Source organism: Halomonas sp. ND22Bw (assembly GCF_003011945.1).
Lineage (GTDB): Bacteria > Pseudomonadota > Gammaproteobacteria > Pseudomonadales > Halomonadaceae > Halomonas > Halomonas halophila.
Map to the genome: position 1 here is coordinate 15,133 of NZ_PXWD01000009.1, position 23,826 is coordinate 38,958.

The following is a 23,826-nucleotide window of genomic DNA, read 5'->3' on the forward strand; positions in this document are numbered from 1 at the left end:
AAATTCCAATCACCAGCCATGCTTTTCTTTCCATCCGACCCTCTAGAATGCAAGAAGGCGCCGGCATGACCGGCGCCTGGACGCACACGAGGGACAAGGCATGACGTCAGCGGCTGCGGGCATCGCTCCACAGCTGCTGAAGCAGTTGCAGCTGCTCGCCGCTCACCGAGGGAGTGAAGGACAGGTGCTGTCGCGTCTCGGCCGCGGGCATGACCGGTGGCTCGCGCAAGGCCGGGTCCACCAGGGGCAGCGCCGCCTCGTTGGGTGTGGTGTAGAAGTTGTGGTTGGACAGGCGAGCCGCCACCTCGGGGCGCAGCAGATACTCGATGAAGGCCCTGGCCGCCTGAGGGTTGGGGGCTTGTGCCGGCACCGCCATCACGTCCACCCATCGCTGGGAGCCCTCTTCGGGCACGAAGAAGCCGAGATGGCCATAGAGCTCGGGATCCGCCGCACGCTTGGCCGCGACATCGCCGTTATAGGCAACGCCGGCATGGATCACGCCGGAGGCCACCTGCTCGATGGCCGCCGTCGCATCGACGAAGCCGACGAAGTTGTCCCGTCGGCGGGTCTCGATCAGGCCATGTGCCGCCGCCACCCAGGGCGCCTCGCCCACGCAGTCGAAGCCCGCCCCCTGGAAAGCGCAGAGGGTGCCGAAGGTGAACTGGGCGTCGCCCTTGAGCAGGGCGAAGGGATAGGCGTCGTTGACCTCCGGATCATAGAGCAGCGACCAGCTGGGCGCGGGGTCGGGGAAGGTCTCGGCGTTGTAGACCACCCCCGTCACCCCCCACTGATAAGGCACGGTGAAGCGTCCTTCGGGGTCGAAAGACGGGGTACGGAACTCCTCCAGGATGTTGTCGCGGCCCTCCAGGGCTTCCCCTTCCGGCACCAGTGGCTGGATGAGGCCGGCATCGATGAGCCGGGGCACGAAATAGTCCGAGGGCACGACCAGATCGTACTGGGCATCTCCCCCGGCGGTCAGCTTCGATAACAGCTCGGCATTCGAGTTGTAGTAGTTCTGGACGACCTCGATGCCCGTTTCGGCTTCGAACCCCTCGATGATCGAGGGCGCCATGTAGTCCGTCCAGTTGAAGAGGCGAAGCTTGCCCTCCTCGGCGACGGCCAGAGGGCCGGCAACCAGCAGACCGAGGCCGGTCACGCCGGCCAGAATGAAGTGCCTCATGAATCGCCTCCTTGCCATAGGATCGGGCGGGCCTGTCACCCGCCCTTCTTGTGGGGCCCCCTAGACGCGCAGCAGCAGATGCTCACGCTCCCAGGAACTGATCACCTGGAAGTATTCCCGATGCTCGGCCCGCTTGACGGCCAGATAGCTGTGGGTGAAACGCTCGCCGAGCATCTCGGCCAGCTCGGGACAGTCATGCAGCAGGTCCAGCGCCGGCCCGATGTCGTCGGGCAGCTTGTGCCCGCCGGCCCAGGCCGAACCCACCACGGCCGGGCGAGGCTCGAGCTGGTTGAGCATGCCGAGATAGCCGCAGGCCAGCGACGCCGCCATCACCAGGTAGGGATTGGCGTCGGCCCCGGCCAGGCGGTTCTCGACGCGAGTCGCCTCGGGCGGCGAGACCGGCACCCGCAGGCCCACGGTGCGGTTGTCGGTGCCCCACTCGACGTTGATCGGCGCCGAACCGCTGGTCTCGGTGCGCATCAGCCGGCGGTAGGAGTTGACGTTGGGCGCCATCAGCGGCATCGCCGCCGGCAGGTAACGCTGCAGGCCGCCGATGAACTGCTGGAACAGCCGGCTGGGCCTGCCGTCTTCCCCGGCGAACAGGTTGTCGCCCTCGATGCCCACCAGACTCTGGTGCAGGTGCATCGAGCTGCCCGGCTCATTGGCCATCGGCTTGGCCATGAAGGTCGCGTACATGCCGTGGCGCAGGGCGGTCTCGCGCAGGGTGCGCTTGAACATCACCACCTGGTCGGCCAGCTTCAGCGGGTCGCCGTGCTGGAAGTTGACCTCCATCTGGCCGGCCCCCTCCTCGTGGATCAGGGTGTCCAGGTCGAGGTCCATGGCATCACAGTAGTCGTACATCTCCTCGAACAGCGGGTCGAACTCGTTGACCGCATCGATGGAGAACGACTGGCGGCTGCTCTCCTGGCGACCGTTGCGACCCACCGGCGGCTCCAGCGGATAGTCGGAGTCGGTATTGGTCTTGACCAGGAAGAACTCGACCTCCGGTGCCACCACCGGTTTCCAGCCCCGGTCCTCGTAGAGCGACAGCACCCGCTTGAGCACATGACGCGGCGACAGTTCCACCGGCTCGCCGGTCAGATAGTAGCAGTCATGGATGATCTGGGCCGTCGCATCGTCTGCCCAGGGGACCATGTAGATGGCGCCGGGGTCGGGCACCAGCTCCATGTCCCGTTCGGCGGGATTCCAGAAGTGGCTGTCCTCGTCGTCGGGATAGCCACCGGTGACGGTCTGGATGAAGATCGAGTCCGGCAATCGCGGGCGACCGCCGCCCAGGTACTTGCCGGCGGGCATGATCTTGCCCTTGAGGATACCGGTGAGGTCGGAGACCAGGCATTCGACCTCGGTAATGCCGCGGGTCTGGAACCAGTCGTTGAAATTGGGGTGTTCCTGACGGTTACTCATGGGGTTTCCTTGCTCTGGAGCTGGGACCCCGGCCACCCGGCCGGGGTCCGTCGTCTCACCGCGCCTTGACCTCGGACCACAGCTGCTGGAAGGTCTGCAGCTGCTCGCCCTCGAGGCTCGGCGTGAACAGCAGTCGATCCATGTCCTCGTCGGACGGCATGATCGGCGGCTGGGTCAACACGCTGTCGAGATAGGGCTCGGCCGCGGCATTGGGGCTCGCGTAGTAGTTGTAGTTGGAGAGCTGGGCACCGATCTCGGCATCGAGGATGAAGTCGATGAACTTGTGGGCCAGATCCGGATTGGGGGCTCCGGACGGGATCATCATGGCGTCGACCCACATCTCGGCGCCCTCGTCGGGGATCATGAACTCGAGGTGTTCGAAGGCCTCGGGGTTCTCGCTCTTGTAGAAGAAGTAGTCCCCGTTGTAGGACATGCCGGCATGGATCACGCCACGGGACAGCTGCTGCAGCGCCGGGGTGCCATCGGAGAAGCCGCTGAAGGTGTTGCGTCCCTTGGTCTCGATCATCAGCTGCGCCGCCTCGCGCCAGGCGTCCAGGCCGGTGCAGTCGTAGCCGTGACCCAGGAAGGCGCAGGCCCCGCCCATGCCGACCTGGCCGTCGCCGATCAGGGCGAAGGGATAGTCACCGTTGACCTCGGGGTCGAACAGCAGCGACCAGCTCTTGGGCGCGTCCGGGAAGGTCTCGGCGTTGTAGATGATACCGGTGGTGCCCCACTGGTAGGGGGCCGAGTACCGGCTACCGGGATCGTAGGACGGGTCCTGGAACTGCGACATGACGTTGTCGAGGTGGGACAGTTTCGACGTGTCGAGCTCCTGGACCAGACCGGTCTTGATCAGGCGCGGAATGTAGTAGTTGGACGGCACGATGATGTCGTACTGCGAGGCCCCGCCAGCGTTGAGCTTGGCGAACATTTCCGGCAACGAGTTGAAGTAGTTCTGCACCACTTCGACGTCGTACTCGTCCTCGAACGCCTCGATGATGGCTGGGTCCATGTACTCGGTCCAGTTGAAGAGGTAAAGCTTGCCCTCCTCGGCCTGGGCTTGGCCGGCAAGCGCGAGCCCGCCCAGCGACAGGGCCATGGCGATCTTGTTGAACTTCATGGGTGGCTCTCCTTCGTTCCCTAGGTAATGATGCCGGCTCAGGACGGCCGACGACGGCTGAATGCCAGACTCAGGATGGCGGCCGCGGCCACGGCAAAGATCATCAACGCGGCGATGGCGTTGATCTCCGGCGAGACCCCCTTCTTGATCGCGCCCCAGATATAGATCGGCAGGGTCGCGCTCTCCGGGCCGGCGGTGAAGAAACTGATGACGAAGTCATCCACCGACAGCGTAAACGACAGGAAGAAGGCGGATATCAACGCCGGCTTGAGGGTCGGCAGCATGAAGTGCACCACCCGCTTGACCGGCGTCGCATAGAGGTCCTTGGCGGCCTCGAACAGCGTCGGGTCCAGTCCCACGAAGCGCGAATACACGATCAGCGCGACGAAGGGAATCTGGAAGGTCACGTGGGCGATGATCATGGTGCCAAGCCCCGGCGACAGCAGCCCGGTCCATTCGTGGATCTGCACGAAGAAGGCCATCTCGGAGATGCCGAAGACGATGTCGGGCAGCACGATGGGCAGGTAGATCAGCACGATCAGCCAGCCGAGCTTGCGATGACGGTGACGGTACATGCCGTAGCCGAACACGCAGCCGATCCCCAGGGCGATCACCGAGGAGCAGATGGCCAGCACCAGGCTGTTACCGAAGGCCGACAGGATCTCCTCGTTGCCCAGCAGCTGGAAATACCAGCGCAGCGAGAAGTCGGCGAAGTTGGCCGAGCTGTTGGCGGAGTTGAAGGAGAACAGTACCACGACCGCCAGCGGCAGATAGAGAAAGGCCAGGGTCAGCCACCAGAAACCGGTCAGGCCACGATGCAGGGTCCGCTTTCTCATATCACCACCTCCTCGCCGCCGCCCAGACGCTTGCCGAGACGACGCATGACGTAGAGCCCGATGAAGGTCGCCAGCAGCATCAGGATCGCGCCGGCCGCGCCCAGCGGCCAGTTGGCCCCGCCCGAGAACTGGTTGGCCACCAGGTTGCCGAGCATCATGCCCTTGCCACCGCCCAGCAGCTCGGGGATCACGTACATGCCGAAGGCCGGAATGGCCACCAGCACGATGCCCGCGAGCAGCCCCGGCAGGGTCTGCGGGAAGACGGCGTGCCAGAAGGCGCGCACCGGGCTGGCGTAGAGGTCCTGGGCGGCCTCCACCTGGGCGGTATCCAGCTTCTCGAAGGCGCCGTAGAGCGGCAGCACCATGAAGGGCAGGAAGTTGTAGACCAGCCCCAGGGTGACCGCGAAGTTGGAGGGATACAGGCCCATGTTGGGGGCGACCAGCCCCAGCCCCTCGGCCAGCTCGGACAGGGGAGTCCCCGGCGCCAGCAGGTTCATCCAGCCGAAGGTGCGGATCACCTGGTTGGTCCAGGACGGCACCACCACGGCGAGCAGCAGGATCGGCCGCCACTTCTCGCGGCAGGTGGTGATGTAGTAAGCGATGGGATAGGCCACCACCACCACCAGGGCTGTGGACACCAGGGTCTGCCACAGCGAGCGCAGCAGGGTATAGAGGTTGCCCGGGCTCCAGCCCAGGAAGCCGAACCCCGCCAGGCGCTCGAAAGACGCCAGCGACAGCGGCATCTGCGGCAGGCCATAGGGCCCGTTGGTCATGAAGGCCACGCCCATCAGATAGGCACTCGGCAGTACCAGGAACAGCAGGATCCAGAACGCCCCCGGGGTCACCGTGAACAGCAGGTGGCGGGTCTCGCGGACCATGGCCCGGCTGCGCGCCGAGGGCATTACGCCGGAATAGGACATATCCACCTCCTCACTCGCTCAGGGTGACCAGGTCTTCCGGCGCCACCGTTACCGTCACCGTATCGCCCACTTCGGGCAGGTGACGGCCGCGGTTGCTGACCGTGGCCTGCAGGGAGGTGTCGCCGATCTCCAGACGGAACTCGGCGTGGCTGCCGCGATAGAGACGCTCGGCCACCGTCGCCGTCAGGTGGTTGTCGCCCGCGGCTTCTCCGGGCAACAGATCGAGCGTCTCGGGGCGGATCAACAGCAGATCGCCGTCACCGGCGTCCTCGACGGTGAGCGTCCCCAGCGCCGTGGTCAGGCGTTCCCCCTCGCGGGCGCTGATCGGGTAGAGATTGTCATGTCCCATGAACCGGGCCACGAAGGCGTTCACCGGTCGTTCGTAGACGTCACGCGGCGCCCCGACCTGCTGGATGTTGCCACCGTTGAGCACGGCGATGCGGTCGGACATGACCATCGCCTCGTCCTGGTCGTGGGTGACGAACACGAAGGTCATGCCGAGACGCTTCTGCACCCGCAGCAACTCCACCTGCAGCTGGCTGCGCAGGCCGGCGTCCAGCGCCGAAAGCGGCTCGTCGAGCAGCAGCACATCGGGCTCGCAGACCAGCGCCCGGGCCAGGGCGATGCGCTGGCGCTGGCCTCCGGAGAGCTGATCGACACGCCGCTCGACCAGGTCGCCGAGCTTGATGAAGCGGGCGATCTCGTCGACCTTGGCGTTGCGCTCGTGGGCCGACAGGCCGCGCATCTTCAGCCCGAAGGCCAGGTTCTCGCGCACCGAAAGATGCGGAAACAACGCGTAGGACTGAAAGACGGTGTTGACGCTACGCCGGTGGGGCGGCACCTCGGTGACGTTCTTGCCGCCCACGACCAGTGAGCCGTCATCCGGCTCCTCGAGGCCGGCGAGGATCCGCAGCAGGGTCGTCTTGCCACAGCCGGACGGCCCCAGCAGGGTGAAGAACTCGCCGGCCTGGATGTCCAGGTCGACGCCGTCGAGGGCCACGGTATCGCGCCCGAAGCGCTTGTGCAGGCTCTGCATCTCGATCGAGGACGCCTTGCGGCTGACCCGATCCCGTTCCTCGACGGCCGGGCGCAGCCCCGGCTCGTCGGCGATCTCCGCCGTGATGGTCTCGCTCATGGGGATACCCTCTTCACTTGTCGGCGGCCCCTCAGAGCCGGTCGCGCAGTTTGTAGAAATTGGTGGCCAGCACCAGCAGCGGCTTTCGCAGGGCTCGCCCGCCCGGGAACTGGCGGTGCGGCATGGCGGCGAAGACATCGAAACGCTCGCTCTGACCGCGGATCGCCTCGGCCATCAGCTTGCCGGCCAGTCCCGCCAGGGCCATGCCATGGCCGGAATAGCCCTGGGCATAGTAGAGATTGTCGCCCAGGCGACCGAAATCCGGGGCCCGGTTCAGGGTGATCGCCACGTCGCCGCCCCAGCGATATTCGATCGGCACGCCCTCGAGCACCGGGAACAGCCGGGCGATCTTGGCGTCCATGCGCGATTGGAGCCGCGGAGGTTCGCGACCGTCGTAGCTGACCTCACCGCCGTAAATCAGGCGACGGTCGGCGCTGAGCCGATAGTAGTCGAGCACGAAGTTGGCGTCGGACAGGGCATCGTTTCTGGGCAGCACCTGCGCCGCCTGGGCCTCGCTCAGCGGAGCGGTGGCGATCATGTAGTTCGCGGCGCGCATGATGCGCCCGGAAAGCTCCGGCACCAGGTCGCGGTGGTAGGCATTGGCCGCCAGCACCACGAAGTCCGCGCTCACGCGACCATGCTCGGTGAGGACGGTGGCCGGCCGGCCACGCCGGATCTCGACGGCGGCACTGCGGGGGTGGAGACGCACTCCCGCGCGCTGCGCGGCCCGGGCCAGTCCCAGGGTGTAGTTGAGAGGGTGAAGGTGGCCGCCCTCGCGGTCATGAAGGGCGGCCGGGTAGGCATCGGTGACCACGTGCTCGCGCAGGGCATCGCCCTCGAGCCATTCGAGGGCCTCGTAGCCGTAGTCCCGAGACAGCTGTTCACGGAAGGCCTCGAGCTCACGAACATGTCGCGGCTTCACCGCGGCATGCAGATACCCCCAGGCCAGCTCGCAGGGAATGGCGTGGCGCTCGACCAGCTCGGCGGTGAGACGCACCGCCTCGCGGCTCATTTCCCACACCTCCCGCGCGCGGGTCAGGCCCATGGCTTGCTGGACGGTGGTGATATCGGTGCCCAATCCCGGCAGGATCTGCCCGCCGCTACGGCCAGAAGCGCCATGACCGACGTCGCCGGCCTCCAGCAGCACCACCGAGTAGCCCTGTTCGGCCAGGTGCAGAGCGGTCGAACAGCCGGTGACACCGCCACCGATCACGCACACGTCCGCCCGTGCCTCCCCTTCCAGCGGTCGACAGGGCTCGAGCTCGACGGCGACCGAGGCGCGATACCACGAGGCCGGGCCGTCGGAGACGGAACTGCTCATACATTGCATCCTGTTATTGTTGTTGAATACTTCATACCTAAAGGTCGCTCACGTTTCAGGAGACGTCGCATGACCCATGGCATCCATTCTGACGTCATCGGCCACATGAATGTCAAGTATTCAACAACGGCATATTAAACGTTGAAAATAATATTAATAAAATCAATATTTTAAAAAAAACAGGATGGAATTTCGTCAAGAAAATAACGCCGCAAAAATCCCCCCGCCCGCGCATGCACACTTTATTTCCGGCGCCTCCACGGCGTTGAAATAAGTCGACCAACGCTACCATTCCCCTGTGACGCCATCCGGCATGATACCCAAAGCCTTGTTGCACTTCGAAAAAACGGGTGGCGGAAAGATTTTCCGCGGTGAAGGGCGTGGCGGCAAGCGCCACGAAAAAAGCCTCCGACGACGCGGAGGCCGGGCAAGCCGAGCGCCTCCGCTTCCGGGGAGGCGCCTGGAGGCGAGGCGGATCAGGCCATCGGAGCGGCATCTTCCAGGCGGGTCTTGACCCGCCCGAAGGCGGCCAGGGCAGCGTCCAGGTCCTCGCGGGTCAGCGCCGCCGAGACCTGGGTGCGGATGCGCGCGCGGCCCTTGGGCACTACCGGGTAGGAAAAGGCGATCACGTAGATGCCTTCCTTCAGCATCTCGTCGGCGAAACGCGCCGCCAGGGCCGCATCGTGCAGCATCACCGGCACGATGGGATGCTCGCCCGGGAGCAGCTCGAAGCCCAGGCCCTCGAGCCCGCGACGGAAGTAGGCGGTGTTGTCGCGCAGCCGGTCGCGCAGTTCGCGAGACTCGCCGGCCAGCTCCAGCGCCTTGAGCGCGCCGGCCACCACCGGCGGCGCCACGGTATTGGAGAACAGGTAGGGCCGCGAGCGCTGACGCAGCAGTTCGACGATCTCGCGCCGGGCGCTGGTGTAGCCGCCGCTGGCCCCGCCCAGGGCCTTGCCCAGGGTGCCGGTGAGAATATCGACCCGTCCCAGGCAGCCGCGGTACTCGTGGCTGCCGCGGCCGCCCTCCCCCAGGAAGCCGGTGGCGTGGCAGTCGTCGACGTGGACCAGGGCGCCGTAGCGCTCGGCCAGGTCGCAGATCTCGTCGAGCTTGGCGATATAGCCATCCATGGAGAAGACGCCGTCGGTGGTGATCAGCTTGAAGCGCGCGCCGGCGGCGTCGGCGGCCTGGAGCTGGGCCTCCAGGTCGGCCATGTCGCTGTTGCGGTAGCGATAGCGGCTCGCCTTGCACAGCCGCACGCCGTCGATGATGCTGGCGTGGTTGAGCTCGTCGGAGATCACCGCGTCCTCGGGGCCCAGCAGGGTCTCGAACAGCCCGCCGTTGGCGTCGAAGCAGGACGGATAGAGGATGGTGTCCTCGGTGCCCAGGAACTCGCTGAGCCTCGCCTCCAGGGTCTTGTGCAGGGTCTGGGTGCCGCAGATGAAGCGCACCGAGGCCAGGCCGTAGCCCCACTCGTCCAACCCCTGCCTGGCGGCCGCCTGGACCTCGGGGTGCTGGGCCAGCCCCAGGTAGTTGTTGGCGCAGAGGTTCAATACCTCACCATCGTTCGCCACGCCCACGTGGGCGCCCTGAGGGGTCGCCAGCTCGCGTTCGTGCTTGGTCAGGCCGGCCTGCTCGATGGCCGCGAGCTCGTCGCGCAGATGCCGCTGAAAGTCGCCGTACATGGTGTCTTTCCCTTCATTTTACGCTGAGTGTTACCAGTGCCCGAAGCGTCGGCACGCGCCGTGCGCCCGGACTCGGGCGCGCATCGCGGCCGGGCATTCTCACTCCCAGTCCAGAATCACCTTGCTGGCCTCGCCGGCCAGCATGGCCTGGAAGCCCTGCTCGAAGTCGGTATAGGGCAGACGGTGGGTGATCACCGGCGAGATATCCATCCCCGATTCCACCAGCACCGACATCTTGTACCAGGTCTCGTACATCTCCCGGCCGTAGACGCCCTTGATGGTCAGCATGTTGAAGATCACCGTGTTCCAGTCGATGGCCGTCTCCTCGGTGGGAATGCCGAGCATCGCCACCTTGCCGCCGTGGCACATGCTGGCCAGCAGATCCTTGAAGGCCGCCGGACTGCCGGACATCTCCAGCCCCACGTCGAAGCCCTCGGCCATGCCGAGCTCGGCCTGCACGTCGGCCAGGCTTTCCTCCGCGGCGTTGACGGTACGCGTCGCGCCCAGCGTCTCCGCCAGCGCCAGCCGGTTCGGATTGAGGTCGGTGACCACCACGTGGCGCGCCCCGGCATGGCGGCACACCGCCGCGGCCATGGCGCCGATCGGACCGGCGCCGGTGATCAGCACGTCCTCGCCCAGCACGTCGAACTGCAGGGCGGTGTGCACGGCGTTGCCGAGCGGGTCGAACAGCGCCGCCACGTCCAGGTCGATGCCCGGGCGATGCTCCCAGACGTTGGACATCGGCAGCGCCACGTACTCGGCGAAGGCGCCGGGACGATTGACCCCGATGCCGCGGGTATGGGCGCACAGGTGGCGGCGCCCCGCCAGGCAGTTGCGGCAGCGCCCGCACACCACGTGCCCCTCGCCGGAGACGATCTGGCCGGGATGGAAGTCGTTGACGTTGTCGCCCACCGCGACGATCTCGCCGACGAACTCGTGGCCGACCACCATCGGCACCGGGATGGTCTGCTGCGCCCAGGCATCCCAGTTGTAGATATGCAGATCGGTGCCGCAGATGGCGGTGCGCTTGACCCGCACCAGCACGTCGTTGATGCCGACTTCCGGCTCGGGCACGTCCTCGAGCCAGAGCCCGGGGGCCGCCTCCCGCTTGACCAGCGCCTTCATGAGCGTCTCCTGACGGTTGTGAATGGCTTCCCTGAATGACCTCCATGCTGGCAATCCCTGACGGGATGATTACCATGAAGGAATTAATTCCAGCATAGTGGACGAAATCCTCTATGCAAGAATAAATTCCAGCATACTGAACACCAGGAGTGCCCGGTGACCACCACGCCCCCCGACGCGCCGTCGCCCTTGGAGGCGCCGGCGAAAACGCCCTCCCAGGGCGGCCAGCTGCTCTGCGACCGCGTCATCGAGCTGCGCAAGCGACGCGGCCTGACGCTGGATCAGCTGGCCTCGGCCTGCGGCGTCAGCCGCTCGATGCTGAGCCAGATCGAGCGCGGCCGCGCCAACCCGACCCTGGCGGTGACGCTGCGCATCGCCCAGGCCTTCGGGCTCAGCATCGGCGATCTCGTCGATCAGCCCTGGACCGCCTCCACCATCGAGGTGGTGCGCGGCGACGACGCCACGCACCTGTTCCGCGACGATCGGGAATGCCGCATCCGCACCCTCTCGCCGCTACACCTCGAGAAGCACGTGGAGTTCTACGAGCTGCGCATCGCACCGCGGGCGAGCCTGCGCAGCGCGCCGCACTTCGAGGGCACACGGGAATTATTAACCATCACGAGTGGCAGCGCCCGGGTAGTGGCGGGCGACAGCGACTGCCGGCTGGCGGTGGGAGATTCGGCGCACTATCACGCCGACCAGGAGCACGTCATCGAGAACGAGAGCGACGACGAGCTGCTGGCCTTTCTGGTGGTGACCTACGAGTGACCTGAAGCATCGACAGGCAGGAGGCGCCCGATGCGGCGTCTCGCGGGGAGATCGAGATCAGCCGCCGCAGACCGGGCAGGCGGGGTCGCGCGGCACGCGGAAATGACGCCACTGGCCGCGGAGGCCGTCGAAGGTGGAGAGCCCCTGGTGCACCTGCCCGGCGTGGGCGACCAGCTTGATCGCCTCGAGCGCCTGGAAGCTGCCGATCAGCCCGACCAGCGGCGCCACCACGCCGCTCTCGGCGCAGCTCAACGCCTCGTCGCCGCCGTCGTCCGGCGGATAGAGGCAGGCATAGCAGGGGCTCTCGGCATCGCGCGGATCGAACACCGCGAGCTGGCCGGAGAAGCGGATCGCCGCCCCGGAGACCAGCGGCACGCCGGCGGCCCGGCAGGCGGCGTTGATGGCGTAGCGGCTCGTGAAGCGGTCGGTGCAGTCGAGTACCACGTCGGCCTCGGCCACCGCCGCGGCCAGCGCCTCGCCCTCGAGGCGCTCGGTGATGGCGCGAATCTCGGCGTCGGGATTGAGCGCCAGCGCCGCCTCCCGCGCGGACTCGGCCTTGGCACGCCCCAGGTCAGCGGTGCCGTGGGCGATCTGGCGCTGCAGGTTGGAGAGCTCCACCGCGTCGTCGTCGGCCAGCGTCAGCCGCCCCATGCCGGCCGCGGCCAGATACAGCGCCACCGGCGACCCCAGCCCGCCGGCGCCGATCACCAGGGCATGGCCGGCGAGCAGGCGCTCCTGGCCGGCGATGTCGACCTGCTCGAGCATGATCTGGCGGCTATAGCGCAGCAGCGCGTCGTCGTTCATGGCGCTCACTTGTCCTCGAATTCCTCGATGTCGGGCACGTGGAGGGAGAACTCCTCCTTGACCTCTTCCATCACCACGTAGCTCTTGGACTCCTTGACCCCGGGCAGGGTCAGCACCACTTCGCCGAGCAGCTGGCGATAGGCCGACATCTCGGGAATCCGGCACTTGAGGATGTAGTCGAACTGCCCCGACACCAGATGACATTCCTGGATCTGCGGCAGCTTGGCCACCGCCCGGCGGAACTCGTCGAACACCGAGGGCGACTGGGTCTCCAGGCTGATCTCGACGAACACCAGCAGGTTGGCCTTCAGCGCCCGCGGGTCGAGCAGGGCCTTGTAGCCGCGGATCACCCCGGCGCGCTCGAGGCGCTTGACGCGCTCCAGGCAGGGCGTGGTGGACAGGCCGACCTGGGAGGCCAGGTCGACGTAGGAGATGCGGGCATTGTCCTGCAGGCAGCGCAGGATCTTGAGGTCGATGCGGTCGAGCGAACGGGTCTTGGTTTTCATTGTGGTCCTGGCACGTCGAACGGGCCACCGCCGAATCTTCTACTGAAAACCACCGTCAAACGGCGCGCTTTCGGGATTCACACATGAATAACCGGCGGTGAGTGGCGTTTTTTTCTGCTTCAACGTGTACCACAAGGCCCGGTATCGGCTCCAGTCCCGGCGGCGGAAAGATGCCCCGGGATGTCGCTCACGGGCGGCCGACCGGCGCCGCCACGCAAGCCCGGGGCCGCTCAGCGCCGCCCTAGACTGATCCGCTCGTGCCCGCCGAGATCGCGGCGGCTCGACACCTCGCGATAGCCGGCTGCGGCCAGGGCCTCGCACACCGCCGCGGCCTGGCCGGCACCGTGTTCCAGCATCAGCCAGCCGCCGAGGGCCAGATGGTCGCGCGCCGCCTCGACCAGATGGCGCAGGTCGGCCAGGCCGTCATCGGCGGCCACCAGGGCGCTGCGCGGTTCGAAGCGCACGTCACCGCGGGCGAGGTGCGGATCGTCGTCGGCGATGTAGGGCGGGTTGGAGACGATCAGCTCGAAGCGCGCGTCACCGCCCTCCTCGTCCAGCGCCGCAAACCAGTCGCTGACCAGGAAGCGGGCGTTGCCGAGGCCGTGGCGGGCGGCGTTGTCCCGCGCCAGGGCCACTGCCTCGGGGCGCAGGTCGACGCCGGTCACCGCCCAGCCCGGCCGCTCGCTGGCGAAGGCCAGAGCCACCGCGCCGGTGCCGGTGCCGAGATCGAGCAGCCGGCCGCTGGCGCCGGCCACCGCCAGCGCCGCCTCCACCAGGGTCTCGGTGTCCGGGCGCGGAATCAGGGTGGCCGGCGAGGTGGCGAGCCGCAGGCCCCAGAACTCGCGCTCGCCGGTCAGATGCGCGACCGGATGACCGGCCTCACGCTCGGCGACCAGCGCCTCGAAACGCGCCTCGGTCTCGGCGTCGGCCTCGCGGTCGCCCCAGGTGTAGAGCCAGGTGCGATCGACCTCGAGCACGTGGCACAGCAGCACCTCGGCGTCGAGCCTTGCGCTCGGCGAGCCGGCGTTCAGCAGCCGCTGGGCGGCCCGGGCCAGCAGCAGGTCGAGGCGCATCAGGCCTCCTGCTGCAGGGCGGCGAGCTGGTCGGCCTGGTGCTCCTGGATCAGCGGCTCGATCACCTCGTCGAGCTGCTCGCCGCCGATCACCTCGCCGAGCTTGTAGAGGGTCAGGTTGATGCGGTGGTCGGTCACCCGGCCCTGGGGGAAGTTGTAGGTGCGGATGCGCTCGCTGCGATCGCCCGAGCCCACCAGCGAGCGACGCTCGTCGGCCTGCTGCTGGCGCTGGCTGTCCTGGGCGGCCTGCTTGAGGCGGGCGGCCAGCAGCGACATGGCCTTGGCGCGGTTCTTGTGCTGGCTGCGCTCCTCCTGACATTCCACCACCACCCCGGTGGGCAGGTGGGTGATGCGGATCGCGGAGTCGGTGGTGTTGACGTGCTGGCCGCCGGCGCCGCTGGAGCGAAAGGTGTCGACGCGCAGATCGTTCTGGTTGATGTCGACGTCACCGACCTCATCGGCCTCGGGCATCACCGCCACGGTGCAGGCCGAGGTATGGATGCGCCCCTGGGACTCGGTGGCCGGCACGCGCTGCACCCGGTGGGCGCCGGACTCGAACTTGAGCCGCCCGTAGACGCCCTCGCCCTTGATGCGCGAGATGATCTCCTTGTAGCCGCCCATGTCGCCGTGGCTGGCGCTGACCACCTCGACCTTCCAGCCGTGCTGCTCGGCGTAGCGGGAATACATGCGGAACAGGTCGCCGGCGAACAGCGCCGCCTCGTCGCCGCCGGTGCCGGCGCGAACCTCGAGGAAGACGTTGCCGGCATCGTCCGGGTCGCGGGGGATCAGCAGCTGCTTGAGGCGCGCCTCGAGCTCGACCAGCCGCTCCCGGCCTTCCTCGCGCTCCATCTCGGCCAGCTCGCGCATCTCGGCGTCGGCGTCGTCGGCCATGGCCTCGGCGGCCGCGATGTCGCCTTCCACGCCGCGATGCTCGCGCCAGGCTTCCACCAGAGGCTCGAGCTCGGTGTATTCGCGGGAGTAGTCGCGGAAGCGGGCCTGGTCGGTGATCACCTCGGGGTCCGCCAGCAGGGCGGCGAGCTCCTCGAAGCGCTCGGCAAAGGCGTCGAGACGCTGACGCAGGGAAGCTTTCATCAAGGATGTCCTATCGGGAAGTGTCGGAAGAGTCGTCGAGCAGCAGTGACGCGGCCGCTTCCAGCAGCTCGCGCTGTTCGTCGGCAGCCGCCTCGCGCAGGGCCACGGTGGGACGATGCAGCAGACGGTTGGTGAGCTGGTGGGCCAACCGCGCCACCACCTCCTCGGGGTTCTCGCCGCGCGCCAGGCGCGCCAGGGCCTGGTCGCGGGCCTCGTCGCGCAGGGTCTCGCCCCGGGCGCGCACGTCGCGGATCAGCTCGCCGCCGCTGCGCAGCCGGCGATCGTGCTGCCAGCAGCCCACGCCGTGCTCGATCAGCGATTCGGCCTCGTCGGCGGCCACCTGGCGGTGGCGGCGATTCTCCTCGATCACCTCCTCCAGGTCGTCGACCGTATAGAGGAAGACGTCGGAGAGCTCGCCGACCTCGGGCTCGATGTCGCGGGGCACGGCGATGTCGACCATGAACACCGGCCGGTGGCGGCGCTTCTTGAGCGCCCGCTCCATCATGCCCTTGCCGAGAATCGGCAGCGGCGCGGCGGTGGAGGAGATCACGATGTCCGCCTCGATCAGCGCCTCGGGAATCTCGTCGAGGGTGATGGCCTGGCCGCCCAGCGGTGCGGCCAGCTGCTCGGCCCGTTCGCGGGTGCGGTTGGCCACCGTCAGGTGGCGCACACCGGCCTCGTGGAGGTGGCGCGCCACCAGCTCGATGGTCTCGCCGGCGCCGATCAGCAGGGCCGGCGAGCGCGAGAAGTCATCGAAGATGCGGCTGGCCAGGCTAACGGCCGCATAGGCCACGGAGACCGGATTGCGGCCGATGCCGGTCTCGGTGCGCACCCGCTTGGCCACGGCGAAGGTCTGCTGGAAGAGGCTCTCCAGCTCGCCGCCCATGCCGCGGGCCTGGCGCGCGACCTGATAGGCCTCCTTGAGCTGGCCGAGAATCTGCGGCTCACCGAGCACCATGGAGTCGAGGCCGACGGCCACCCGCATCAGGTGGCGGGCGGCCTCGTCGTCCATATAGTGGTAGGCGCAGCGGGTCAGCTCCTCGACGGCGAGGCCGTGGAAGCGGCCCAGCCAGTCGAGGACCGCGCGCTCCCCCGACTCGCCGGTGACGCAGTACAGCTCGGTGCGATTGCAGGTGGACAGCACCGCGGCCTCCTGCACTTCGGGCAGGCCACGCAGTTCGGTCAGCGCGGTCTCGAGCTGCGCAGGCGTGAAGGCGACCTGCTCGCGCACCTCGACGGCGGCGGTCCGATGGTTGATTCCCAGGGCAAGAAGCGTCATGCGTGTCGGCGTCTTCGCGATCGAGTTTCGGCGGTATCGAGGGCGGCGCGGCGAGCGCGCGCCTGCCACTCCACGGCGCCACATTCTATCACAGCCCATGGCCGCACGGCGCCCGCCGGCACTATCGGGGGCATCGACGCAGACCATCGGCGCGCCGCGCCCCCTCTTCCATTGCGCCTTTGCCCCACGCGATCAAGCCGTTATGCTGACGACTCGCCCGACACCACGAGACCGGCATGCCCCGAGGATTCCCCACGACGCTGTTCCGTCGCCGCCCCCTCGCCGTCATCGGCCTGGCCCTGGCGCTCGGCGGCTGCCAGAGCCTGTCCGCCGTGTCGGCCCCGCCGCCGCAGGATCCATTGGCCGATGCCCCACCGGTCACCCGGGGTCTCGACGCCGAAGGCCTGTCGACGCTGCTGGTGGCGGAGATCGCCGGCCAGCGCGGCGACTATCGTCGCGCCACCCGCGGCTACCTGGCCACCGCCGAACGCTATCAGGCTCCCGAGCTCGCCGAGCGCGCCACCCTGGCGGCCCGCTTCGACGACGACCCGGCGCTGCTCGAGGAAGCCGCCCGCCGCTGGCGCTCGCTGGATCCCGCGAGCGACGCCCCGGCCCGGCTGCTCTCCAGCCTGGCCGTGCAGCGGGGCGACTGGACCAGCGCCCTGGAACAACGCCTGGCGCTGCTGGACGGGAATGAGGACGCCGAGCTGCTGCGTTTCGTGGAAGGCGCCCTGGACGCCGGCACACCGGCCGAGCCGCTGCTGCAACGCCTGCGACAAGACAGCGCAGCGACGGGCGCCTCGGTCGACCGCGCACTGAGCCTGGCGCTGCTGGAGGCCAGCGCGGGCCAGACGATCTCGGCCCGGCACCGCCTCGATCGGCTGAGCGCCGAATATCCGCAGGAGCCTGCCGTCCAACGCATCGATGCCGCCCTGGCACTGGAGATGGACGCCCCCGAACGCGCCGCGGCCGCCGCCCGGCGCGGCCTCGAGATATCACCGGACGACGCACGCCTGCAGCTGCTGCTGGCCCGGGCCCAGATCCGCCTCGGCCGGCTCGACGCCGCCGAGGCCAGCACCGATGCGCTGCTCGAGGACCGCGGCGATCGGCCATCGCTGCGCCTGGCCCTGGCGCGCCTCTATCTCGAGGAGGCGCATCCGCAGCCGGCCCGGCGCCTGCTGCTGCCGATGCTCGAGGACGACGACACGCCCGTGCTGGCCTTCCTGCTGCTCGGCAGCATTGCCGAACAGCAGGGCGAGGTGGACAACGCCCTCCTCTATTACCGCCAGGTCCCCGAGGGCGACAGCTTCCTGCTCGCCCGGCTCAGCGCCGCCCGCATGCTGATCGAGGACGACCGGCTGGTCGACGCGCGCACCTTCCTGCGCAACGAACGCCTGGCGCATCCCGGCGAGGCCTCCCCGCTCACCGGCCTGGAGGTCGAGCTGCTCGACGAGGCCGGCGCCCACGCCCAGGCCGACGCCCTGCTCGACAGCTACCTCGCGAGCCATCCCGACGACGCCCGGCTGCGTTACCAGCGTGCCATGCGGGCCTATGCCGACGGCGACCTGGTGGCCATGGAACGCGACCTGCGCGCCATCTTCGAGCGCGACCCGGACAACGCCAACGCCCTCAACGCCCTGGGCTACACCCTGGCCGACGAGAATATAGAAGGACGACTGAAGGAAGCCCGCCGACTGATCGATCGCGCCTTGGAGCTCGAGCCGAACAACCCGGCGATCCTCGACAGCCGCGGCTGGGTCGCCTATCGCCTCGGCAACATCGAGGCCGCCCTGCCGTGGCTGGAACGCGCCTGGGCCGCCATGCCCGACCAGGAGATCGCCGCCCACCTGATCGAGGTGCTGTGGATGGCCGGCGAACGCGAGCGGGCCCGGGCACTGACCGCCACCGCCGTGGAACGCTTCTCGCCGCGCCCCCGAATCGACGAGCTGCTCGAGCGCCTGCCCGCGCTCGCCCCCTGACGCCCCGCGACGGAGAAGGAATCCCGATCATGCGACGCCCCATCCGCTCCCTGCTGCCAAGCCTGGCCCTCACCCTGCTGCTGATCGGCGGCTGCGCTACCCGAGGCCAGGCACCCGAGGCGCCTCGTGCCGCCGATGACTGGCAGGCCCAGAAAGTGCGCCTCGAGGCCATGCAGACCTGGGAGCTGACCGGCAAGGCCGGCCTGCGCACCCCCGAGGACAGCACCAGCGCCAATCTCGACTGGAACCAGACCCCCTACCATTTCCGCATGCTGCTCAGCGGCCCCTTCGGCAGCGGCCGCAGCGTGCTGGAAGGCCGCGAGGGTCGCGTGTCGTTGACCACCGGCGAAGGCCGCTTCGAGGCCGAGAGCCCCGAGGCACTGATGAACCAGCAGCTCGGCTGGTCGCTGCCGGTGGCCGCGCTCGGCGACTGGGTGCGTGGCCTGCCCGCCGACGACAGCCCCCATCGGATGAGCCGCGATGCGCGCGGCTTTCCGGAGCGTCTGGAGCAGGACGGCTGGACCATCGACTATCAGGACTGGATGCGCGTCGAGGACCTGTGGCTGCCGCGCCGCATGAAGATGCAGTACGGCGACCTCAACGTCACCCTGGTGGTGACTCGCTGGCAGCCGGAGACCACCGATGTCTGACGCCGGCCGCCTGATCCTGCCGGCGCCGGCCAAGCTCAACCGGATGCTGCATATCACCGGCCGGCGCCCCGATGGCTACCACGAGCTGCAGACGCTGTTCCAGTTCCTCGACCACGGCGACACCCTGACCCTGGCCCCGCGCGACGACGGCGAGCTGCGCCTGACGCCGACGCTGTCCGGCGTCGCGCCGGCGGACAACCTGATCCTGCGCGCCGCCGCGGCGCTGCGCGAGGCCACCGGCAGCCGCCAGGGCGCCGACATCCACCTCGACAAGCGCCTGCCCATGGGCGGCGGCCTCGGCGGCGGCAGCAGCGATGCCGCCACCGCCCTGCTCGGTCTGAACCGTCTGTGGGGGCTCCACCTCTCTATAGAGGTGCTGGCCGAACTGGGGCTGCGCCTGGGCGCCGATGTCCCGGTGTTCGTGCGCGGCCATGCCGCCTGGGCCGAGGGCATCGGCGAACGCCTGACGCCGGTGGCGCTCGACACCCCCTGGTTCGTGGTCGTCCATCCCGGCGTGAGCGTCTCCACGCCGGCCGTGTTCCAGGCGCCGGAATTGACACGAGGCACGCCTCCCATTACTATGGCGCGCGCACTTCAGGGGGGAACGGCGAGCTGGCGCAACGACTGCGAGCTCACGGTCCGGGAACTGTATCCCGAGGTCGCGGGTGCGCTCGACTGGTTGAGCGACAGGGCACCGGCCATGCTGACCGGCACCGGCGCCTGTGTATTCGCCCGTTTGGACCATGAAGCCGATGCCACGGCGCTGCTGGACGACATCTCCGGCCGCTGGACATCCTTCAAGGCCCAAGGGCTGAATCGCTCTCCTCTCCATGATGCACTGGATCGATGATCGCCAGGCCATGGCAGCATCATGCATCGATCCGGTACGGCAAAGGTTGCTGGGGTATAGCCAAGCGGTAAGGCACCGGTTTTTGGTATCGGCATGCGCAGGTTCGAATCCTGCTACCCCAGCCATATCCCTTCCCGAACATCCGACCCAAACCCTGATGACCCAACACTGCAAAGGTGGCTGCGCGTGTCTAAATTGATGGTTTTCGCCGGGAACGCCAATCCCGAACTCGCCCAGAAGGTTGCCGAGAGCCTGGATACCCGGCTCGGCAACGCAACGGTCGGCCAGTTCAGTGACGGCGAAGTTGCGGTCGAGATCAACGAGAACGTGCGCGGCAAGGACGTTTTCGTCCTGCAGCCCACCTGTGCCCCGACCAACGACAACCTGATGGAAATGGTGCTGATGGTGGACGCCCTGCGCCGGGCCTCCGCCACGCGTGTCACCGCCGTGGTGCCCTACTTCGGCTATGCCCGTCAGGACCGTCGCGTCCGCTCCGCCCGCGTGCCGATCTCGGCCAAGCTGGTCGCCGACATCATGGTCAAGGCCGGCGTCGACCGCGTCATGACCATGGATCTCCATGCCGACCAGATCCAGGGCTTCTTCGACGTGCCGGTGGACAACGTCTACGGCTCGCCGATCCTGCTCGACGACATCGAGCGCCAGAACTACGACGACCTGGTGGTGGTCTCGCCCGACGTGGGCGGCGTGGTTCGCGCCCGTGCCATCGCCAAGCAGCTCAACGCCGACCTGGCGATCATCGACAAGCGTCGCCCCCAGGCCAACCAGGCCCAGGTGATGCACATCATCGGCGATATCCAGGACCGCACCTGCGTGGTGGTCGACGACATGATCGATACCGCCGGCACCCTGTGCAAGGCCGGCGAGGCGCTCAAGGAACACGGCGCCCGCCGCGTGGTGGCCTACGCCACTCACCCGATCCTGTCCGGCCCGGCCGTCGACAACATCACCGGCTCGGTGCTCGACGAACTGGTCGTCACCGACACCATCCCGCTGACCGAAACCGCACGCCGCAGCGGCAAGATCCGCCAGCTGAGCGTGGCCGGCCTCATCGCCGAGGCGATCCGCCGGGTCAGCAACGAGGAATCCGTCAGCGCCATGTTCCACTGACGACACCGTCGTCAGCGCATCGCGCGGATAACGCTCCCCGGTTCGCCGGGGCGATGGGAACCACCGTCAGCCTGGTCGCGGGCACCGGTGGTTTCCTCACTTTCTATCAAGAGGCAACATCATGTCCGAATACACTCTCACAGCCAACGTCCGCAACGACCTGGGGAAAGGTGCGAGCCGCCGCCTGCGTCGTGCGAACGAGCAGGTGCCGGCCATCATCTACGGTGGTGAGCAGGCCCCGCAGCCGATCGCCGTCGACAAGACCGCCTTCTACAAGGCGCTCGAGGACGAGGCGTTCTTCGCGTCCGTGATCAACCTCGAGCTGGACGGCAAGCCGCACCAGGTCGTGGTCCGCGACCTGCAGCGTCACCCGTACAAGCCGCTGGTGACCCACGCCGACTTCATGCGCGTCGACGCGACTCACGCCATCACCATGCGCGTGCCGCTGCACGTGGTGAACGCCGAGACCGCGCCGAGCATCAAGGACCAGGACGGCGAACTGCACGTCCTGGCCAACGAGGTCGAAGTGAGCTGCCTGCCGAAGGACCTGCCGGACTACCTGGAAATCGACGTCGCCGACGTCGCCCTGGGTACCACCCTGCACCTCTCCGACCTGAGCCTGCCGGCCGGCGTCACCTCGGTCGAGCTGTCTCACGGCGAAGACCATGACCAGGCCATCCTGAGCATCACCGCCGCCAAGGTCAGCAGCGAGGCCGAGGAAGGCGAAGAGGCCGAAGAAGGCCAGGCCGACAAGGGCGAGTCCGCCGAAGGCGAGGACAGCGCCGAGTAAGTCCGGCACTGTTCAGGGCCGCGCCATCGGCGCGGCCCGCGTCCTTCCGATCAAGCGCTCCGGCGCTTGATTTTTTTTGTGGCCCGCCAGCCGCTGCAAGCCCCACGCGGAGCCGCGCCACACCGTTCCGGATGACTGTTTGGAGGCAGTGAAGATGAGTCAGGTCAAAGCCATCATCGGACTGGCCAACCCCGGCGCCGAGTACGAGGCCACCCGCCACAACGCCGGGGCCTGGCTGCTGGAGGCCCTGCTGCGACGGGCCGGCGGCGAACTGCGCGCGGAGAAGAAGTTCCTCGGCCGCTACGCCCGCATCCATCTCGACGGGCAGGAGCTGCACCTGCTCGAGCCCACCACCTTCATGAATCGCAGCGGCGGCGCCGTGGCGGCGATGGCGAAGTTCTTCAAGCTCGCCCCCGACGAGCTGCTGGTGGCCCACGACGAGCTCGACCTGGATCCCGGCACCGCCCGCTACAAGACCGGCGGCGGCCACGGCGGCCACAACGGACTGCGCGACATCATCCAGGCCCTGGGCAACGACAAGGGCTTCCATCGCCTGCGCATCGGCATCGGCCACCCCGGCGACGCCCGCCAGGTGACCAACTACGTGCTGGGGCGCCCCGGCAAGGCCGAGCGCGGCGCCATCGATGCCGCCATCGACGAGTGCCTGGCCACCCTGCCCCAGGCCGTGAGCGGCGACTGGACGAAGGCCATGCAGCGGCTGCACAGCTTCAAGCCCTAGGCATTGCCCGAAGGGTGCCGGCTTACAGCCGCACCGTTATCTCGTAGAATACTGGCCAATCACACGCCTCGAACTCTCTTTCCAGGAAGATCCCATGGGTTTCAACTGCGGTATCGTCGGCCTGCCCAACGTCGGCAAGTCCACCCTCTTCAATGCCCTGACCAAGTCGGGCATCGACGCCGAGAACTTCCCCTTCTGCACCATCGAGCCCAACGTCGGCATCGTGCCGATGCCGGACCCGCGCCTCGACCGGCTGGCGGAGATCGTGAAGCCCGAGAAGACCATCCCCACCACCATGGAGTTCGTCGACATCGCCGGACTGGTGGCGGGCGCCTCCAAGGGCGAGGGCCTCGGCAACCAGTTCCTGGCCAACATCCGCGAGACCCAGGCCATCGCCCACGTGGTGCGCTGCTTCGATAACGACAACGTCATCCACGTGGCCAACGAGGTCGATCCGCGCGCCGACATCGAGACCATCAACCTCGAGCTGGCCCTGGCCGACCTGGACACCGTCGACCGCGCCATCCAGCGCCTGGTGCGCGTGGTCAAGGGCGGCGACAAGGAAGCCATCGCCACCAAGGCGATCCTCGACCGCATCCAGCCGCACCTGGCCGAGGGCCAGCCGCTGCGCAGCTTCGGCCTCGACGACGACGAGAAGCAGCAGCTCAAGAGCTTCGGCTTCCTGACCCTCAAGCCGACCATGTACATCGCCAACGTCAACGAGGACGGCTTCGACGACAACCCCTACCTCGAGGTGGTCAAGCAGATCGCCGCCGAGGAAGGCGCCGTCGTGGTCCCAGTGTGCAACCAGATCGAGGCCGAGATCGCCGAGCTCGACGACGAGGAGCGCGCCATGTTCCTCGACGAGATGGGCATGGAAGAGCCCGGCCTGGACCGCGTGATTCGCGCCGGCTACGAACTGCTGGGCCTGCAGACCTACTTCACCGCCGGCGTGAAGGAAGTCCGCGCCTGGACCGTCAAGATCGGTGCCACCGCCCCCGAGGGCGCCGGCGTGATCCACACCGACTTCCAGAAGGGCTTCATCCGCGCCGAAGTGATCGCCTACGACGACTTCGTCTCGCTGGGCGGCGAGCAGGGCGCCAAGGACGCCGGTAAGTGGCGCCTGGAAGGCAAGGACTACGTGCTCAAGGACGGCGACGTGGTGCACTTCCGCTTCAACGTCTGAGACAAAAAATAGTTGACGATACGGGGCCTTATCCGTATTATATGCCCTCGTTGTCCGGCTACGTAGCTCAGTTGGTTAGAGCACATCACTCATAATGATGGGGTCCCCTGTTCGAGTCAGGGCGTAGCCACCAGATATCGAAAAGCCCGCCTGGTTCGCCAGGCGGGCTTTTTTCGTTGGTGAGCCGGCTTGGCCGACCACCCTCCCACCGGCGCCCGAAGGCGCCGGCGGTCACGGGG

General features: G+C 67.7%; 23 protein-coding genes and 2 tRNA genes. 10 read left to right on the forward strand and 15 right to left on the reverse strand.

The window, feature by feature from the left end:
* Window positions 1–106: 106 nt before the first annotated feature.
* The 10 genes from CVH10_RS12210 to tdh all read right to left on the reverse strand — a co-directional run bounded on the left by CVH10_RS12210 (window position 107) and on the right by tdh (window position 10,744).
* Entirely contained in the window at window positions 107–1,180 is a 1,074-nt protein-coding gene (locus CVH10_RS12210) for a PotD/PotF family extracellular solute-binding protein (protein ID WP_106488827.1), read from the reverse strand.
* A 60-nt stretch (window positions 1,181–1,240) separates the two neighbouring features.
* On the reverse strand, window positions 1,241–2,605 hold the full coding sequence (locus CVH10_RS12215) for a glutamine synthetase family protein (RefSeq protein WP_035597851.1): 1,365 nt from the start codon (window positions 2,603–2,605) through the stop codon (window positions 1,241–1,243).
* A 55-nt stretch (window positions 2,606–2,660) separates the two neighbouring features.
* Window positions 2,661–3,725 carry a PotD/PotF family extracellular solute-binding protein gene (locus CVH10_RS12220; RefSeq protein WP_035597848.1) on the reverse strand — a complete coding sequence of 355 codons (1,065 nt, stop codon included), beginning with the start codon at window positions 3,723–3,725 and terminating at the stop codon, window positions 2,661–2,663.
* Between the two features lie 38 nt (window positions 3,726–3,763).
* Window positions 3,764–4,561, reverse strand: coding sequence for an ABC transporter permease (locus CVH10_RS12225; protein WP_035597845.1), 798 nt, complete (start codon window positions 4,559–4,561; stop codon window positions 3,764–3,766).
* Complete coding sequence (locus CVH10_RS12230) at window positions 4,558–5,481, reverse strand: ABC transporter permease (RefSeq protein ID WP_035597840.1); 924 nt, start codon at window positions 5,479–5,481, stop codon at window positions 4,558–4,560. The genes CVH10_RS12225 and CVH10_RS12230 overlap by 4 nt, the downstream gene beginning before the upstream one ends.
* 10 nt (window positions 5,482–5,491) lie before the next feature.
* A complete protein-coding gene (locus CVH10_RS12235) occupies window positions 5,492–6,616 on the reverse strand; it encodes an ABC transporter ATP-binding protein (RefSeq protein WP_106488828.1) in 1,125 nt (374 codons plus the stop codon).
* Window positions 6,617–6,647: 31 nt separating this feature from the next.
* Complete coding sequence (locus tag CVH10_RS12240; protein WP_106488829.1) at window positions 6,648–7,937, reverse strand: FAD-binding oxidoreductase; 1,290 nt, start codon at window positions 7,935–7,937, stop codon at window positions 6,648–6,650.
* Between the two features lie 112 nt (window positions 7,938–8,049).
* Window positions 8,050–8,334: a hypothetical protein gene (locus CVH10_RS25330; protein WP_146142932.1), complete on the reverse strand. Its 285-nt coding sequence runs from the start codon at window positions 8,332–8,334 to the stop codon at window positions 8,050–8,052.
* A gap of 79 nt (window positions 8,335–8,413) precedes the next feature.
* The gene (kbl, locus tag CVH10_RS12245) at window positions 8,414–9,619 is read right to left on the reverse strand and encodes a glycine C-acetyltransferase (protein WP_106488830.1); all 1,206 of its coding nucleotides are present in this window, start codon (window positions 9,617–9,619) and stop codon (window positions 8,414–8,416) included.
* A 99-nt stretch (window positions 9,620–9,718) separates the two neighbouring features.
* Window positions 9,719–10,744: an L-threonine 3-dehydrogenase gene (gene tdh / locus CVH10_RS12250; RefSeq protein ID WP_106488831.1), complete on the reverse strand. Its 1,026-nt coding sequence runs from the start codon at window positions 10,742–10,744 to the stop codon at window positions 9,719–9,721.
* A 156-nt stretch (window positions 10,745–10,900) separates the two neighbouring features.
* Here tdh and CVH10_RS12255 point away from each other — a divergent pair, with 156 nt between their 5' ends.
* Window positions 10,901–11,512, forward strand: a complete 612-nt coding sequence (locus CVH10_RS12255; RefSeq protein WP_369335794.1) for a helix-turn-helix domain-containing protein — start codon at window positions 10,901–10,903, stop codon at window positions 11,510–11,512.
* A 57-nt stretch (window positions 11,513–11,569) separates the two neighbouring features.
* On the opposite strand, the gene CVH10_RS12260 is transcribed toward CVH10_RS12255, so the two are convergent.
* The 5 genes from CVH10_RS12260 to hemA form a co-directional block, all read right to left on the reverse strand.
* Window positions 11,570–12,316, reverse strand: a complete 747-nt coding sequence (locus CVH10_RS12260) for a molybdopterin-synthase adenylyltransferase MoeB (protein WP_106488832.1) — start codon at window positions 12,314–12,316, stop codon at window positions 11,570–11,572.
* Window positions 12,317–12,321: 5 nt separating this feature from the next.
* Entirely contained in the window at window positions 12,322–12,822 is a 501-nt protein-coding gene (locus CVH10_RS12265; protein ID WP_016854482.1) for an Lrp/AsnC ligand binding domain-containing protein, read from the reverse strand.
* Between the two features lie 230 nt (window positions 12,823–13,052).
* Entirely contained in the window at window positions 13,053–13,895 is an 843-nt protein-coding gene (gene prmC / locus CVH10_RS12270; protein WP_106488833.1) for a peptide chain release factor N(5)-glutamine methyltransferase, read from the reverse strand.
* Window positions 13,895–14,986 carry a peptide chain release factor 1 gene (gene prfA / locus CVH10_RS12275; RefSeq protein ID WP_035597824.1) on the reverse strand — a complete coding sequence of 364 codons (1,092 nt, stop codon included), beginning with the start codon at window positions 14,984–14,986 and terminating at the stop codon, window positions 13,895–13,897. The genes prmC and prfA overlap by 1 nt, the downstream gene beginning before the upstream one ends.
* 10 nt (window positions 14,987–14,996) lie before the next feature.
* Window positions 14,997–16,265 (reverse strand): glutamyl-tRNA reductase, encoded by a 1,269-nt coding sequence (gene hemA, locus CVH10_RS12280; RefSeq protein WP_035597820.1) that lies wholly within the window; start codon window positions 16,263–16,265, stop codon window positions 14,997–14,999.
* A gap of 236 nt (window positions 16,266–16,501) precedes the next feature.
* On the opposite strand from hemA, the gene CVH10_RS12285 reads away from it, so the two are divergent.
* From CVH10_RS12285 to CVH10_RS12325, 9 genes are all read left to right on the forward strand, one after another.
* Complete coding sequence (locus tag CVH10_RS12285; RefSeq protein WP_106488834.1) at window positions 16,502–18,244, forward strand: tetratricopeptide repeat protein; 1,743 nt, start codon at window positions 16,502–16,504, stop codon at window positions 18,242–18,244.
* A gap of 29 nt (window positions 18,245–18,273) precedes the next feature.
* Window positions 18,274–18,894, forward strand: coding sequence for a lipoprotein insertase outer membrane protein LolB (gene lolB / locus CVH10_RS12290; protein ID WP_035597815.1), 621 nt, complete (start codon window positions 18,274–18,276; stop codon window positions 18,892–18,894).
* Window positions 18,887–19,744: a 4-(cytidine 5'-diphospho)-2-C-methyl-D-erythritol kinase gene (gene ispE, locus CVH10_RS12295; protein ID WP_035597813.1), complete on the forward strand. Its 858-nt coding sequence runs from the start codon at window positions 18,887–18,889 to the stop codon at window positions 19,742–19,744. The genes lolB and ispE overlap by 8 nt, the downstream gene beginning before the upstream one ends.
* Before the next feature lie 50 nt (window positions 19,745–19,794).
* Window positions 19,795–19,869: transfer RNA gene (locus CVH10_RS12300), tRNA-Gln, on the forward strand.
* A 61-nt stretch (window positions 19,870–19,930) separates the two neighbouring features.
* A complete protein-coding gene (locus CVH10_RS12305) occupies window positions 19,931–20,872 on the forward strand; it encodes a ribose-phosphate pyrophosphokinase (RefSeq protein ID WP_173834965.1) in 942 nt (313 codons plus the stop codon).
* A 121-nt stretch (window positions 20,873–20,993) separates the two neighbouring features.
* The gene (locus tag CVH10_RS12310; protein ID WP_035597807.1) at window positions 20,994–21,662 is read left to right on the forward strand and encodes a 50S ribosomal protein L25/general stress protein Ctc; all 669 of its coding nucleotides are present in this window, start codon (window positions 20,994–20,996) and stop codon (window positions 21,660–21,662) included.
* A 154-nt stretch (window positions 21,663–21,816) separates the two neighbouring features.
* Window positions 21,817–22,401: an aminoacyl-tRNA hydrolase gene (gene pth, locus CVH10_RS12315; protein WP_035597805.1), complete on the forward strand. Its 585-nt coding sequence runs from the start codon at window positions 21,817–21,819 to the stop codon at window positions 22,399–22,401.
* Between the two features lie 94 nt (window positions 22,402–22,495).
* Window positions 22,496–23,587, forward strand: coding sequence for a redox-regulated ATPase YchF (ychF, locus tag CVH10_RS12320; protein WP_035597802.1), 1,092 nt, complete (start codon window positions 22,496–22,498; stop codon window positions 23,585–23,587).
* Window positions 23,588–23,643: 56 nt separating this feature from the next.
* Window positions 23,644–23,720, forward strand: a tRNA-Met gene (locus CVH10_RS12325).
* Window positions 23,721–23,826: the final 106 nt, after the last annotated feature.